Below are 14522 nucleotides of genomic sequence, written 5' to 3' on the forward strand. Positions count from 1 at the left end.
GAACTCAAGCCGTGCCTTGCTGAAACTGGATGCGATGCAAATGCGCATACAGCCCGTTTTGGGCCAGCAGTTCACGGTGACTGCCGCGTTCGACAATGCGTCCGGCATCCATCACCAGAATCCGGTTGGCGCGCTCAATCGTCGAGAGACGGTGGGCGATCACCAGCGTCGTGCGGCCTTTCATCAGCGTCTCAAGTGCAGCCTGGACATGACGCTCGGATTCGGAATCCAGCGCGGAGGTGGCTTCGTCAAGAATCAGGATGGGTGCGTCTTTATAGATCGCCCGGGCGATGGCTAGACGCTGGCGCTGGCCACCGGAGAGCATCGTGCCGTTGTCACCGATCAGCGTATCAATGCCATCGGGCATCGCTTGCACGGTCGGCCACAGATTGGCTGCCTGCAGCGCAGCGATGACGCGTCCGGCATCAGCCTTCTGGCCATAGGCGACGTTGTTGCCGATGGTGTCGTTGAACAGCACCACATCCTGGCTGACCATCGCAATCTGGCTGCGCAAATCGTGCGTGCTGTATTCCGGCAACGCCACGCCATCAATCAGAATCTCCCCGCTAGTGGGATCAAAAAAGCGCGGCAGCAGATTCACCAGCGTGGTTTTGCCACTGCCTGACGGGCCCGCCAGCGCCACCATCTCGCCCGGTGCCACGCTGAACGACACCTGATCCAGCGTATGCCGCTGGCTCGCGTTGTTCGCGCTGTAAACAAACGACACATCACGAAACTCAATCGCACCCGAGGCACGTTCCAGCGGCCTGCCGCCGCCAGTGGGCTCAGCGGGTTCGTCAATCAGGCCGAAGATCAGTTCGGCCGCTGTCATGCCTCGCTGCAACGGCTGGTTGACGTCCATCAGATGCTTCAACGGCGAAATAATCAGTAGCATCGACGTCACGAACGCGACAAACCCCCCCACCGTAGTCTGATCGTTGGACGACTGCACCACGGCAATCGTTATCACCACCGCTAGCGCAATCGACGCGAGAAATTGCGTCAGCGGCTGCGCCAGGCCACCGGACACGGTCATGCGCATGGCGTAGCCGCGCAGGCGGCGGCTCATTGCGCTAAAACGCTCGTTTTCGTATTGCTCGCCATTGTTCACCTTGACGACCTTGTAGCCGCCAACGGTCTCTTCGACGATGTAGGACAGCTCATTGGTGAGCAACTGGTTCTCGCGGTTCAAGCGCCGCAGCCGCCGGTTGATCTTGCCCACCAGCCAGCCGATTCCCGGCAGCAGCACCGCGACGATCAGCGTCAGACGCCAGTTCAGATAAAACAGATAGCCCAGCAAAAAGATCACCGTCAGTGAATCGCGCACCAGCGTGACCATCACACTGGTGAGCACATTCAGGATCTGGTTCACCTCAAACACAATCGCATTGATAACGGTGCTGGCGGTTTCGCGCTGAAAAAACGCCACGCTGGTGTGAATCATCCGGTCGAACATTTTCAGGCGCAGTTCGAGCAGGATTTTGCTCGATACATACGACAGCAAATACCCAGATGCATACTGCGACACACCGCGCACCAGCGCGAGACCAATCACAGCGAGCGGGACAAACCACTTCGCGTTGTCGCTGGCATGCGCGCCAAAGCCTTTGTCCAGTAAAGGTTTCAGCAACGCAGGAATAGCTGCGTCAGTGGCCGCGCTGACCGCCATCGCGGCAATCGCGGCGACCACGACCCAAATCACCGGCTTGATATACGGCCAGAGGCGGCGCATCACGACGGCAGGCGATGACGCATCACCAGAGCCCATCGGCTTGCTTAAAGTTGGTTTCACGTTGGGCTTTGCGCTCACAACATCCTCTGAAAACACGGCTGAAAATCCGCCAGTCCGGCCAAACGCTAGCCGAACCTTAAGCGGGAAATAAAACGTCGCATTGTAAATGCCGTGCCTGCCCGCGAGCCAGAACGGTTTGGCACGCTGTGTATACTTGCCGCGGCGCGTTCGCGCCCAGGCGTTGAGCATCGGGTAGCGGCATGCAGATGCCCCGCTATGCGCCACGCTCCATCATCAAGCTCCTCCCCGGCACCTCAGGGACCTCAGGCACTCAGGCACGCTCAAGCATCCTCAAGCACGAAGGCATCAACGCATGAAAGAAATCACCCTCGGCGTCGCACTCATCACGCGCAATGCATCGGTTCGGCTCGCCGAATGTCTTCAGTCGGTGGCTTTCGCTGACGAGATCGTAGTGCTAGACAGCGGCAGCACGGATACGACTGTCGACATCGCCCGGGCTCATGGCGCACGCGTGCTGCAACTGCCAGGCTGGCCCGGTTTTGGTCCGCAGAAAAACCGGGCGCTGGATGCGCTGGACACCACCTGGGTGCTCTCGCTTGATGCCGACGAAATTGTCTCAGCAGAACTAGCCGCAGCCATCCGCGCGGCCATCGCCGCCCCCACGGCAGAGGTGTACGCGATCGACCGGCTCTCGAGTTTTTGCGGCACATGGGTTCATCACAGCGGCTGGTATCCCGACTGGATACCCCGGTTATTTCGCCGTGGCGCAGCCCGCTTCTCGGATGACCTGGTACACGAGCGTCTGCTGTTCGAGACGCCCGCGCAGCGCTTGCCGGGCCAGTTGCTGCATCACTCTTACGAAGACTTCGAAACCGTGCTGCGCAAGCTCGATACCTATTCGAGCGCATCAGCACAGCAGCGCTACGCGGCAGGCCAGCGCGGCAGCTTCACCAAGGCATTGCTGCGCGGGACCTGGGCTTTCGTCCGCACCTACTTGCTGCGCCGTGGTTTTCTCGATGGCCAGGCGGGTTTCATGATTGCCGTGTTCAACGCGCAAACCGTGTATTACCGGTTTCTGAAGCTCGCCCATCTGCAGCAAAAACCGCCGCATCAGCCCTAAGCGCCTGGCTTAATAAACGATTTCGACTGCGTTGTCCGCGTATTCGGCTCGCAACGCGGCCAGCAATTCGTCGCTTGGAATCACGCGCCATGCCTCACCCAGTTGCACTGCCGCCTGGGCTCGCTGATTGCAGTACATCACCCAGACTGCGAGACCGGCTGGCGCGGCGGCAGCTGCCTGACGCCGCCCAGCGTGATCGTCACCGCCGTAGCCCTGACGGGCACTACGAGAGGCTGAAGGGGCTGCTGGCGGCGGCGCGCCCGCTTGTGCGCGCGGCACGCAATGTGCCTGCAGCAAACGGCGCAACACTTGCGCATCAGCGTCGCCGCCCAGTTGCACTTTCAGAGCCTCGGCATAGCGGCTACGCGCACAGCCCAGATCCATCACCGTTTCAACCGTAAAGCGAATGCCGCCGGTAAACATATCGTTGCGCGCCTGACCCTGCACCACCAGCAGTTCGTCTTCTTTGAAAAGCGCCTTGTGTGCTTCGAACAACTCGTTGAACACCGTCACTTCACACTGCCCGGTGCCGTCATCGAGCACCGCGATCAGCATCTTGCCGCGCTGGGTCATCTGGGTGCGCAGCGAAACGATGACGCCCGCTACCAGCTTGTCGCGCCCTTCCTTCAGTTCGCCAATTTTCTGCCGGGCAAAGCGGCGGATTTCGTCGCGGTAGGCATCGAACAAATGGCCTGAAAGATAAAACCCCAGCGCGCTTTTTTCTTCCTGGAGTTTTTGCTTTTCTGCCCACGCTGGCTCAAGCACCAACTCGTGGCCTTGCGACGGCGCGTCGCCCATGTCGAACAAGCCGGCCTGCATCGCGTTCGCGCTGGCCTGCTCGGCCGCTTCCATCGCCAGCGACACCGAAGCGATGAGCTGCGCCCGGTTGTCATGCAACAGGTCAAACGCACCAGCGCGAATCAAGGCTTCGACCGTGCGGCGGTTCACCATGCGCCGGTCCACGCGGTTGCAAAAATCGAACAGGTCGATGAAGGGGCCGTCTTGATCGCGGGCCCGGATGATGTCTTCGATGGCGTTCTGACCGCTGCCTTTAATCGCACCCAGACCGTAGCGGATGGTATCGGCCCGCGCCTTGCCTGCAGCCGGTGCGACAGGCTCAAAGCGATATGCCGACTGGTTGATATCCGGCGGCAGCACGCTCATGCCGTTCATCAAGCAGTCTTCGAACAGAATCTTGACCTTGTCGGTGTCGTCCATCGCCAGCGACAAGTTGGCAGCCATAAATTCGGCGGGATGATGCGCCTTGAGCCACGCGGTGAAATACGCGAGCAGCGCATAGGCGGCAGCGTGCGATTTGTTGAAACCGTAGCCCGCGAACTTCTCCATCAAGTCGAAAATCTCGTCGGCCTTTTCTGCCGTGAGGCCATTTTTGGCTGCGCCATCGCGGAACAACGCGCGATGCTCGGCCATTTCCTCGGCCTTTTTCTTGCCCATCGCGCGGCGCAGCAAGTCAGCCCCGCCCAGCGAATAACCGCCGATGATCTGCGCCATCTGCATCACCTGCTCCTGATAGACCATGATGCCGTAGGTCTCTTGCAGAACCGGTTTGACGCGGGGATCGGGGTACTCCACCACTTCACGACCGTGCTTGCGCGCGCAAAAGCTGGGAATCAGGTCCATCGGGCCTGGCCGGTACAGCGCCACCAGCGCGATGATGTCTTCGAAGCGGTCCGGCTGCGCGTCCTTCAGCATGCCTTGCATGCCACGGCTTTCAAGCTGGAACACCGCCACCGTGTTGGCTTTTTTCAGAATCGAGAATGACGCGGGATCATCCAGTGGCACCTGGGCCAGCGACCAGTCCTGTTTCGACGGATCAAGGCGGCGAATATAGCGCTCGGCCCAATCGAGAATGGTCAGCGTGGTCAGGCCCAAAAAGTCGAACTTGACCAGCCCAACGGCTTCGACGTCGTCCTTGTCGTACTGACTCACCACGCCGCTGTCATCGCCCTGGGTGTAGAGCGGACAAAAATCGGTCAGCTTGCCTGGTGCGATCAGCACCCCGCCCGCGTGCATGCCGACGTTACGCGTCAGCCCTTCGACCCGCTGGGCCAGCTCCAGCAGTTGACGCACTTCGTCTTCGTTATCGAAGCGCTCCTGCAACAGCGGCTCTTCTTTTATCGCGTCGGCGATGGTCACGTGCTTGCCAGGCTTGAACGGAATCAGCTTGGCAATGCCATCGGTGAACATGTAACCCAGATCCAGCACGCGGCCAATGTCGCGCACCGCCGCCTTGGCTGCCATCGTGCCGAACGTGGCGATCTGTGACACCGCATCGGCACCGTATTTTTGCTTCACATACTGAATGACGCGATCGCGCCCTTCCTGGCAAAAGTCGATGTCGAAGTCGGGCATCGACACCCGCTCAGGGTTCAGGAAACGTTCGAACAGCAAGTTGTAGCGCAGTGGGTCGAGATCCGTCACGCCCAGCGCATACGCCACCAGCGAACCTGCGCCCGAACCCCGTCCTGGGCCCACCGGCACACCGTTGTTTTTGGCCCAGTTGATGAAGTCGGCAACGATCAGGAAGTAGCCTGGAAACCCCATGTCGATGATCGTGCCGCATTCGAACATCAGCCGTTCGCTATACACGGGACGCTGTGCATCGCGTGCAGCGGCATCGGGATAAAGCTGCTCAAGACGCTTTTCCAGCCCTTCTTGCGACAGCTGCACCAGGTAGTCGTCCAGCGACATGCCGTCGGGCGTCGGGAAGAGCGGCAGCCGGGGCTTGCCAAGTTCGAGAATCAGATTGCAGCGCCGGGCGATTTCGACCGTATTGGCGAGCGCCGCTGGAATATCCGCGAACAGCGCGGCCATTTCGGCCTGGGTGCGGAAGTACTGGTCGGTGGTGAAACGTTTCGGGCGGCGCGGGTTCGCCAGCATGTCACCCTCTGAAATACACACGCGCGCTTCGTGCGCGGTGAAATCGTCAGGGATCATGAACTGTAGCGGATGGGTCGCTACCACCGGCAGCTTGAGCGCGGCGGCGAGCGCCACCGCCTGTTGCACGTAAGTCTCGCCACCGGGCTGGCCGCTGCGTTGCAGCTCAAGATAAAACGCACCGGGGAAAATTTCGGCCCAGCGCTGAGCATGGCGTTTGGCTGCGGCTTCGTTGCCATTGGATAGCGCCACGCCGATATCGCCGTACTGCGCGCCGGACAACGCCAGCAGCCCTTCGCCCATGCCATCGGCGAGCCACGCGGCGTCTACTTCGGCACGCCCGCGATGCTGGTTGGTCAGTGACGCGCGGCTGAGCAGCTCACACAAGTTGAGATAACCACGCTGGTTGCGCACCAGCAGTAACAAGCGCGAAGGCTTGTCGCGGTCATCGTGATTGGTGATCCAGACGTCGCAGCCAGCAATGGGTTTAACCCCCTTGCTGCGGGCTTCCTTATAGAAACGGACGAGGCCAAAGGCATTGCTGAGATCGGTGAGCGCGAGCGCGCCCTGACCGTCCTGGGCCGCCGCCTTGACGATGTCGTCAAGGCGCACGATGCCGTCAGCAATGGAAAATTCGGAGTGAACGCGAAGATGGACAAAGCGGGGATCTGACATGGGCGCCATTGTAATCCACGCTCTGATAAATCCAGGATGAAACCAGAGGCCGCGGCGCACCCAGGAGGCACTTGAGTGGTGCCGCCCAAGGCCATGCCTGCGACAAGGGGAAAAGCGCCCGGATGAGGGATAATGCCGGGCTCTGTCGTTTTGCCCTACCCGGCCTTCTGGCTGGTGGCGATGGTTTTGGTTACAGGCCCTTTATTGCGGGACTGCGGTCTGATGACTCGGTTTCTACTTACGTTTCGACTTACGCTTTCGGCCCGCGTTTTTAACCCGCGCTTTTAACCCGTTATTCCCTGTTCTTTTTCGCCCCTTTACTGCAACCCTGAGCGCGCTACCTGTTTGCGCCCCCTATGGCTGAATCATCATGAGCATCGTCAATCTCGCCGCCTATCAGTTTGCGACCCTTGAAGCCACCGCAGCATGGCGGCCACTGGTCACCCAGCGTTGCGAAGCGCTCGGCCTGCGTGGCACCGTGTTACTCGCCCCCGAAGGCATCAACCTGTTCGTTGCGGGCACAGCCGAAGCGGCTCACGCGTTCATCGACTATCTGCGGCACGATCCGCTGTTCGAAGGCAAGTTCACGCAGTTGCAGTTCAAAGAAAGCCTGTCGCCCACCCAGCCGTTTCGCCGCATGCTGGTCAAGCTCAAACGCGAAATCATCACGATGAAAAAACCCGCGATCCAGCCTGAGCTAGGACGCGCCCCGGCAGTCGATGCGCACACGCTCAAGGCGTGGCTCGATCAGGGCCATGACGATACGGGCCGGCCAGTAGTGATGCTCGATACGCGCAATGCGTTCGAAGTTGATGTCGGCACTTTCGACAACACGCTCGATTACCGCATGACCCGGTTCAGCGAATTCCCCGACGTCATCGAGCAGCATCGCGCAGATCTCGAAGGCAAGACGGTAGTGTCGTTTTGCACTGGCGGGATTCGTTGCGAGAAGGCTGCGATCTATATGAAAGAGATCGGCATCGACCATGTGTATCAACTGGATGGCGGGATTCTGAAATATTTCGAAGAGGTGGGCGGCGCGCATTATCACGGCGAATGTTTTGTCTTCGATTACCGCACCGCGCTCAATCCACAGCTCGAACCCACCGCCACAGCGCAGTGTTTTGGCTGCCGCGCGGTGCTCAGCCCAGAAGCGCAGCTCTCGCCGCTGTATGTGCCGGGCAAAAGCTGTCCGGCATGCCATGAGCGGCACGCCGGCAGCGCTAAAACCACCCGATCCAAAGCGGCTTCATCCGCTTCAACCTCCACCCCGGCCCCTGCTGCCGCTAGCGATCTCGGCGACGCTAAGCGCTAAGCGCTAAACGTCATGCGCTATCGCGGCCGTTTCGCGCCGTCGCCTACCGGGCCGCTGCATCTCGGCTCGCTGGTTAGCGCCCTCGCTAGCTGGCTTGATGCACGGGCTCATCACGGCACCTGGCTCGTACGTATCGAAGATATCGACGGCCCACGCACGGTGCCTGGCGCGGCGGCTGCCATCCTCGCTACGCTGGCCCGCTTCGGCCTGCATCCCGATGAACCGCCGCAGTGGCAAAGCCAGCGTCTCGCGCATTACCAGCGAGCGCTGGAGCAGCTTCAAGCGGCGGCGCTGGTTTATCCGTGCAGTTGCACGCGCAAGGAAATCGCTGATTCGCTGATGCAGGCACATGCGCGCCATTCCACCCTCGCTTATCCCGGCACCTGCCGCGCTGGCCTGCATGGCAAGCCAGCGCGCGCGTGGCGTCTACGGGTGCCGGATGGCGCAGCGGCGGTGATGCGTTTCGACGACCGCTGGCAAGGTCCGCAAAGCCAGAATCTGGCCACGGATGTCGGTGATTTCGTGCTGCTGCGCGCGGATGGGCAGTGGGCGTATCAACTGGCTGTGGTGGTCGATGATGCGGACGCGGGAATCACGGATATCGTGCGCGGCGCAGATCTGCTTGATTCAACCGCGCGGCAGATTTACCTGCAGCGCTGCCTTGGCGTGGCAACGCCGCGCTATCTGCATGTCCCGGTCGTGGCGAATGCCGCTGGGGAAAAGCTCAGTAAGCAAACCGGGGCGGAACCGCTGGAGACAACAGCGCCGCTCGCAACCTTGCAAATAGCAGCCAGGCATCTGAAGCTGGATTTGCCTGTGGAGGCGCATGCGTCGCTAGAAAAGTTTTACGCGGCGGCGACGGCGGCCTGGGCGCAGCGGGCCAGCGTGCTGCGGTAACCCATCCTCAATGGACCATAAAAAAAGCGGCACCAGATGGTGCCGCAGATTCATTCAGTTCAAATTCAAGTTCAAATTCAGCTCAGGACGAAGAATCCGTCTTGCGCGGCATACCCAGCCCGCCCAGCAACGCAGCCAATGGCTGTTTCGAAACCGGTTTAGGCGCGGCCACCACGGTCTCGTCAAGCGGACGCGCATTGGGGGAAGGCTCGTAAGGCTTGAGGAAAAATTCGTCGACCGGAGCCTGGCGCGGGTGATGCGGCCGCTCGTAGGTTCCTGGTGTGCGGCGGCGTCCTGAGCGCTCATCGCGTCCTTCACGCCCTTCACGCTCACGCCGTGGGCCGCTGCGTTCTTCGTGGTGATGACGCACTGGCGTGGCCACCGTCAAGCGCTGCACTTCCAGTGGCCGCTTGATGAGTTTTTCGATATCGGCCAGTTGCTTGCGCTCGTTCGGGCTGCACAGCGACAACGCATCGCCCAGTGCTCCCGCACGGCCCGTGCGGCCAATCCGGTGCACGTAATCTTCAGCGCTAAATGGCAAATCGAAATTAATCACCGCGGGCAATTCGGCAATATCCAGCCCGCGCGCCGCGACATCCGTAGCGACCAGCGCGACGATCTCGCCGCGTTTGAAGGCTTCCAGCGCCTGCATCCGTTCGTTTTGCGTGCGGTCGCCGTGAATCGCCGTCGCCACCACGCCATCGCGTTCCAGTTGCCGCGCCAGGCGGCCCGCGCCGATCTTGCTATTACAGAACACGATGACTTGCTTCAGGCCGCGCTCGCGGATCAACTGCACCACCGCACTGCTCTTGTCACCTTCCGGCACTTCAAACACGATTTGCGTGACGTTGATCGAGGTCGAATTGCTGCGCGCCACTTCGATAGTCAGAGGGTTGCGCAGATAGGTTGCGGCGAGCTTTTTGATTTCGCCGGAGAACGTGGCGGAAAACAGCAACGTCTGACGTTCTTTTGGCAGCAGATTCAGGATGCGCTGCAAATCGGGCAGAAAACCCATGTCGAGCATCCGGTCGGCTTCATCCAGCACCAGGATTTGCACCTGGCCTAGTTGCGCGGTTTTTTGCTGCACGTGATCGAGCAGGCGGCCCGGCGTGGCAATCAGGATTTCAACCCCGCTGCGCAATTCAGCCATTTGTGGATTCATATCCACCCCACCAAACACCACCGTGCTACGCAACGCCGTGTGCTTGCCATAAGCCAGCACATTGGCGGCAACCTGGTCAGCCAGTTCACGGGTTGGGGTGAGAATCAGCGCACGCACGGGGTGGCGCGCCGGTGAAGTGCTGGTGCTGGCGTGCGGCAGCAGGCGTTGCAGGATCGGTAGCGAAAAACTGGCGGTTTTGCCCGTGCCGGTTTGCGCCGCGCCCATCATGTCGCGTCCAGCCAGTACCACGGGGATGGCCTGGGCCTGAATCGGCGTCGGCACGGTATAGCCCTGCTCGTGAATGGCTTTCAGGATGTCGTCGGCCAAACCGAACTGGTCAAACGACGTAATGGTGGACGTGGGAAGTGCGGCTGTGTCGGACATGGTGGCGGTTTCGCTAGGTAATGCGCCTGCGCGCAGTGTGCGGCTGGAGCCGCAAAGAGCATCAGGATAGAGATGGAGCCACGGCGTGCCGGACGGGCTCGGAATAGGCGGGAATCAGTACGACCGGTACACCGTCTGGGAAACCACCGCAGCGAATCAAATGCAGCGCATCAACTCCATGCGCCCTGCGGCCGGCTCCGGTCAGCGGCAAACATCCGCCGGAAAAGCGCGTGATTGTAGCACCTTGGTCCAGGCGCTCCGCGCGAGCGCCTGGCTGGTCTGGCCCCGGCCTTCAACGGCTCTCTCGTATCACCATCAAACGCAGCTCGGTCATGTCCTCAATCGCGTAACGCACGCCTTCACGGCCTAGCCCTGAATCTTTGACGCCACCGTAAGGCATGTTGTCGACGCGGAACGACGGCACATCGTTGATCACCACGCCGCCGACCTCAAGCTGATCCCACGCCTGGTGCGCATGCGTCAGCGAATCCGTAAAGATGCCTGCCTGCAGGCCGAAATCGCTGTCGTTGATCGCGGCCAGCGCGCTGCTGTAATCGTCGAAAGATTCCAGCATCACCACCGGACCAAAGGCTTCCTTGCGATACAGATCGGTGTTGTGCGGCACGTCTTCCAGCAGCGTGGCTTCGAACATCGCGCCCTCCACCTTGCCGCCTGCGATGATCTTCGCGCCCGCCGTGACGGCATCACGCACCCAGCCCGCCAGACGCTTTGCTTCACCCTCGGAGATCATTGGGCCGACGAAAGTCTTTTCGTCTTGCGGGTCGCCCATCACCAGCGAACAGGTTTTGGCCATGAGCCGCTCGCGCAGCGCGGCATACAGCGAGGCGTGCACCAGAATCCGCTGCACGCCAATGCAGCTTTGCCCCGACTGATAGAACGCGCCAAACGCAAGCCGCTCCACAACGTAATCCAGCTTGTCATGCTGATCCTGGTCAACCAGCACCGCCGCGTTGCCGCCTAGCTCCAGAATCACTTTTTTCTTGCCCGCCTTGTTTTTCAGCGCCCAGCCCACGGCGGGCGAGCCGGTAAACGACAGCAGCTTGAAGCGTTCATCCGTGGTGAACAGATCAGCGCCGTCGCGGTGTGCGGGCAAAATCGAAAACGCGCCTTTGGGCAGATTGGTCTGCGCCAGAATTTCGCCGATGATCAGCGCGCCCACCGGGGTGCGGCTGGCAGGCTTAAGCACGAACGGCACGCCTGCCGCCAGCGCTGGTGCGACCTTATGCGCGGTCAGGTTGAGCGGGAAGTTGAATGGCGAAATAAACGAGCATGGGCCCAGCGGCACGCGCTTGACGTAACCGTGATACCCCTTCGCCCGCGCGGAAATCTGCAGATTGATGATCTCGCCGTCCAGCCGCACCGCCTCTTCTGCGGCGACCTTGAAGGTGTCGATCAGGCGCGTGACTTCGCCGCGCGCATCGTTGATCGGCTTGCCCGCCTCGATGCATAACGCTTCAGCCAGCTCGTCATAACGCGCGCGAAACTGGCTCACGCAGTGCTCCAGCACCGCCTGGCGCTGATACGGCGCAAACTCGCGCAGCGCGGGCTGGGCCGCCACGGCATGGCCGATGGCGGCGTCGATGGTGCGGGCATCGGCGAGTGCCACACGGGTGGCAACCTTGCCACTGAACTTGTCAGTCACTTCGAGATCGGTGTTCGCCGCCACAGCTTCGTTGGCGAGGTAATACGGGTAACTAGGCTTCAACATCGCAGGTTCTCCTTCCTGTTAGTTCGTCACAGAGTCACAGAATCAAAGTCACAAAGTCACGGGCGTAACGCCATGGAATCGCCGTCATGCAGTGCCTGGCGCTTGATGCTGGCCTAAGGCCTCGCTGGCCTCGCAGGCCTGGCCTACAACTGCGCGCTGAGGCGTTTGATTTCGCGGTTCAGCACGCGTTCGTTGTCGGAGTAGTCAATCGGCAGATCAATCACATGCACCCCTGGCGTCGCAAAGCATTCGCGCAACAACGGCGCGAACTGTTCTGCGGCGTTGATGCGATGGCCATGCGCGCCGTAGCTCTGCGCATACGCGACGAAATCCGGGTTATGCAGCGTCATGCCGTAATCCGGGAAATTCATGTTTTCCTGCTTCCAGCGAATCATCCCGAACGCGTCATCGCGCACGATCAGCACCACGAGGTCGAGCCCCAGACGCACGGCCGTTTCGAGTTCCTGCGAATTCATCATGAAACCGCCGTCGCCGCAGACCGCCATCACCTTGCGCTCTGGATGCACCAGCTTGGTTGCCAGCGCCGACGGCAACCCCGCGCCCATCGACGCCAGCGCGTTGTCGAGCAACAGTGAGTTCGGTTCGTGCGCGCGGTAATAGCGCGCAAACCAGATCTTGTACATGCCGTTGTCCAGACAAACGATGCCGTCGACTGGGGTCGTTTCGTACACGTCCTGAACAATCCTCACCGGATACATCGGGAAACGGTTGTCTTTCTGGCCATGCGCCAGATGCGCTTCGAAATGCTGCTTGATCTCGGTGAAGCGAGTGAAATCCCAGTTCGACGGCTGCTGCTTCAGCGACTCTTTCAGTTGCCACACAGCATTGGCGATATCACCGACCACTTCGATCTGCGGGAAATACACCGGATCAACCTGCGCGCCGAGAAAATTCACATGAATCACGGTTTTCTCGTCAGCCTCCGCGCCGCGCATAAAAAATGGCGGCTTCTCGATCACGTCATGGCCGACGTTGATGATGCAGTCAGCGTGTTCGATGGCCCGATGCACGAAATCGCCATCCGAGAGCGTGGCGTTCCCCAGCCACAGTGGGTGTGATTCGTCGATCACGCCCTTGCCCATTTGCGTGGTGAAAAACGGAATGCCGATCTGGTCAACGAATTCGCGCAGCATCTTGCGCGTGGTCTTGCGGTTACCGCCCGCGCCGATCATCAGCAGCGGATGACGGGCTCCCGCGATTGCCTGCACCGCATGCGCCACTGCTTTTTCTTCCGCAACCGGGCGGCGGCTGAAGCTCTTTGGAATCGGCTTGCCGTCGCCCTCTTCGTGCGCCACGTCTTCGGGCAATTCCAGATGCACTGCGCCGGGCCGCTCTTCCTCTGCCTGGCGGAACGCCTCGCGCACCAACGCCGGAATATTGCCGATTGAGACGATCTGGCGCGTGTACTTGGTCAGCGGCTCCATCATCCGCACCACATCGACAATCTGGAAATGCCCTTGCTTGCTGGACTTGATCGGCTTTTGCCCAGTCACCATCAGCATCGGCATGCCGCCAAGCTGGGCATAGGCTGCGGCCGTGACGAAGTTGGTCGCGCCCGGGCCCAGGGTCGCCAGGCACACACCGGTGCGCCCAGTGAGACGGCCATAAGTGGCCGCCATAAAGCCCGCTGCCTGCTCATGGCGCGTCAGGATCAGACGGATGCGTGAGCGGCGCAGTGATTCAAGCAAATCGAGGTTTTCTTCGCCCGGAATGCCGAACACGTACTCGACACCTTCGGCTTCAAGTGATTTGACGAACAGATCGGAGGCTTTCATGCGGAGTCTCGGTTGACGCACGCAGGCGTGCGTGTTGATGAACGGAGGCCAGCTGGAAGATCGAAGCGGTGGTGATGGCCTGTCGCAGGTTTAGGGCTGCTGTGTCACGCAATCGGACAGCAGAGGTGGCGCGTTGTCATCGGCGCTCGAATCGTAGAGATCCGCATGCGGGCCTTTGGTCCACCAGACGTATTGATTGGCTTGGTACTTCGCCCCGGACGCGGCAAGCGTATTGACGAATAGCAGAGCGTGACCCTTGACTGGCACCAGTGCGAAGCTCTGCCCGTTAGCCGTATTCAGATATGTCACCTGGATTTTCTTGCCGCTGGCACAGGTGTACTGGTTGACCATTTTCTGGCCGCTGGTCTGGATTTCCGCCAGCCGCAAAGGCGCGGCCCGCGCAGCTTGCACTAGCAAAAAGGCACATGCCACACCCACGCTTACCGTTATTGCCAACGTTGCGCTCAACCCTCGTTTCATCGGAACCCTCCTTTGGTCATTCACCTCATCAAAACAAAAACCCGTGTGAAAACACGGGTCATGGATCAATCACATCGGCACATACATCCGTCGGCGCGGCCGCGATATGGCCCACCAGCGGGACGATTTTCAGCCCCGCCGACGCCACCCGGCAGGGTGCGGCAAACAAACCGCAACCCGCCGTAGCCAGCAGCAGCGCGATGCTGCTGCCTAGCGCAACCGCGCGCAGCAGCCTGCGGTGCAAGGACGGGGGATTTTGATGCTCAATCATGATGCCTGGCCTTCATGGAATATCTGCTGCGTGAAAAAACAT

At 60.5% G+C, this 14522-nt stretch carries 10 protein-coding genes; 3 read left to right on the top strand and 7 right to left on the bottom strand.

Annotated elements, in window-relative coordinates:
* Nucleotides 1-4 precede the first annotated feature (4 nt).
* The gene (gene msbA, locus GH656_RS16705) at nt 5-1768 is read right to left on the bottom strand and encodes a lipid A export permease/ATP-binding protein MsbA (protein ID WP_153077384.1); all 1764 of its coding nucleotides are present in this window, start codon (nt 1766-1768) and stop codon (nt 5-7) included.
* Between the two features lie 337 nt (nt 1769-2105).
* Between msbA and GH656_RS16710 the strand changes: the two genes are divergently transcribed.
* Nucleotides 2106-2873, top strand: coding sequence for a glycosyltransferase family 2 protein (locus tag GH656_RS16710; protein WP_153077155.1), 768 nt, complete (start codon nt 2106-2108; stop codon nt 2871-2873).
* A gap of 9 nt (nt 2874-2882) precedes the next feature.
* On the opposite strand, the gene dnaE is transcribed toward GH656_RS16710, so the two are convergent.
* Nucleotides 2883-6455, bottom strand: coding sequence for a DNA polymerase III subunit alpha (dnaE, locus tag GH656_RS16715; protein ID WP_153077156.1), 3573 nt, complete (start codon nt 6453-6455; stop codon nt 2883-2885).
* A gap of 361 nt (nt 6456-6816) precedes the next feature.
* Here dnaE and GH656_RS16720 point away from each other — a divergent pair, with 361 nt between their 5' ends.
* On the top strand, nt 6817-7761 hold the full coding sequence (locus GH656_RS16720) for a sulfurtransferase (RefSeq protein WP_153077157.1): 945 nt from the start codon (nt 6817-6819) through the stop codon (nt 7759-7761).
* A 12-nt stretch (nt 7762-7773) separates the two neighbouring features.
* Nucleotides 7774-8658, top strand: a complete 885-nt coding sequence (gene gluQRS / locus GH656_RS16725; RefSeq protein ID WP_153077158.1) for a tRNA glutamyl-Q(34) synthetase GluQRS — start codon at nt 7774-7776, stop codon at nt 8656-8658.
* 82 nt (nt 8659-8740) lie between these two features.
* Here gluQRS and GH656_RS16730 read toward each other — a convergent pair whose 3' ends face one another.
* From GH656_RS16730 to GH656_RS16750, 5 genes are all read right to left on the bottom strand, one after another.
* Nucleotides 8741-10204: a DEAD/DEAH box helicase gene (locus GH656_RS16730; protein WP_153077159.1), complete on the bottom strand. Its 1464-nt coding sequence runs from the start codon at nt 10202-10204 to the stop codon at nt 8741-8743.
* 292 nt (nt 10205-10496) lie between these two features.
* Nucleotides 10497-11933 (bottom strand): aldehyde dehydrogenase family protein, encoded by a 1437-nt coding sequence (locus tag GH656_RS16735; RefSeq protein ID WP_153077160.1) that lies wholly within the window; start codon nt 11931-11933, stop codon nt 10497-10499.
* Nucleotides 11934-12076: 143 nt separating this feature from the next.
* Nucleotides 12077-13729: an acetolactate synthase large subunit gene (locus tag GH656_RS16740; RefSeq protein ID WP_153077161.1), complete on the bottom strand. Its 1653-nt coding sequence runs from the start codon at nt 13727-13729 to the stop codon at nt 12077-12079.
* Between the two features lie 90 nt (nt 13730-13819).
* The gene (locus GH656_RS16745; RefSeq protein WP_153077162.1) at nt 13820-14209 is read right to left on the bottom strand and encodes an MliC family protein; all 390 of its coding nucleotides are present in this window, start codon (nt 14207-14209) and stop codon (nt 13820-13822) included.
* A gap of 58 nt (nt 14210-14267) precedes the next feature.
* The gene (locus tag GH656_RS16750) at nt 14268-14480 is read right to left on the bottom strand and encodes a DUF6726 family protein (protein WP_153077163.1); all 213 of its coding nucleotides are present in this window, start codon (nt 14478-14480) and stop codon (nt 14268-14270) included.
* Nucleotides 14481-14522: the final 42 nt, after the last annotated feature.

Source organism: Paraburkholderia bonniea, from assembly GCF_009455625.1.
GTDB lineage: Bacteria > Pseudomonadota > Gammaproteobacteria > Burkholderiales > Burkholderiaceae > Paraburkholderia > Paraburkholderia bonniea.

Bases quoted from the DNA above. Each gene is read 5' to 3' on its own strand.
- msbA (WP_153077384.1), bottom strand. From the start codon at position 1,768: ATGGGCTCTGGTGATGCGTCATCGCCTGCCGTCGTGATGCGCCGCCTC.
- GH656_RS16710 (WP_153077155.1), top strand. From the start codon at position 2,106: ATGAAAGAAATCACCCTCGGCGTCGCACTCATCACGCGCAATGCATCG.
- dnaE (WP_153077156.1), bottom strand. From the start codon at position 6,455: ATGGCGCCCATGTCAGATCCCCGCTTTGTCCATCTTCGCGTTCACTCC.
- GH656_RS16720 (WP_153077157.1), top strand. From the start codon at position 6,817: ATGAGCATCGTCAATCTCGCCGCCTATCAGTTTGCGACCCTTGAAGCC.
- gluQRS (WP_153077158.1), top strand. From the start codon at position 7,774: ATGCGCTATCGCGGCCGTTTCGCGCCGTCGCCTACCGGGCCGCTGCAT.
- GH656_RS16730 (WP_153077159.1), bottom strand. From the start codon at position 10,204: ATGTCCGACACAGCCGCACTTCCCACGTCCACCATTACGTCGTTTGAC.
- GH656_RS16735 (WP_153077160.1), bottom strand. From the start codon at position 11,933: ATGTTGAAGCCTAGTTACCCGTATTACCTCGCCAACGAAGCTGTGGCG.
- GH656_RS16740 (WP_153077161.1), bottom strand. From the start codon at position 13,729: ATGAAAGCCTCCGATCTGTTCGTCAAATCACTTGAAGCCGAAGGTGTC.
- GH656_RS16745 (WP_153077162.1), bottom strand. From the start codon at position 14,209: ATGAAACGAGGGTTGAGCGCAACGTTGGCAATAACGGTAAGCGTGGGT.
- GH656_RS16750 (WP_153077163.1), bottom strand. From the start codon at position 14,480: ATGATTGAGCATCAAAATCCCCCGTCCTTGCACCGCAGGCTGCTGCGC.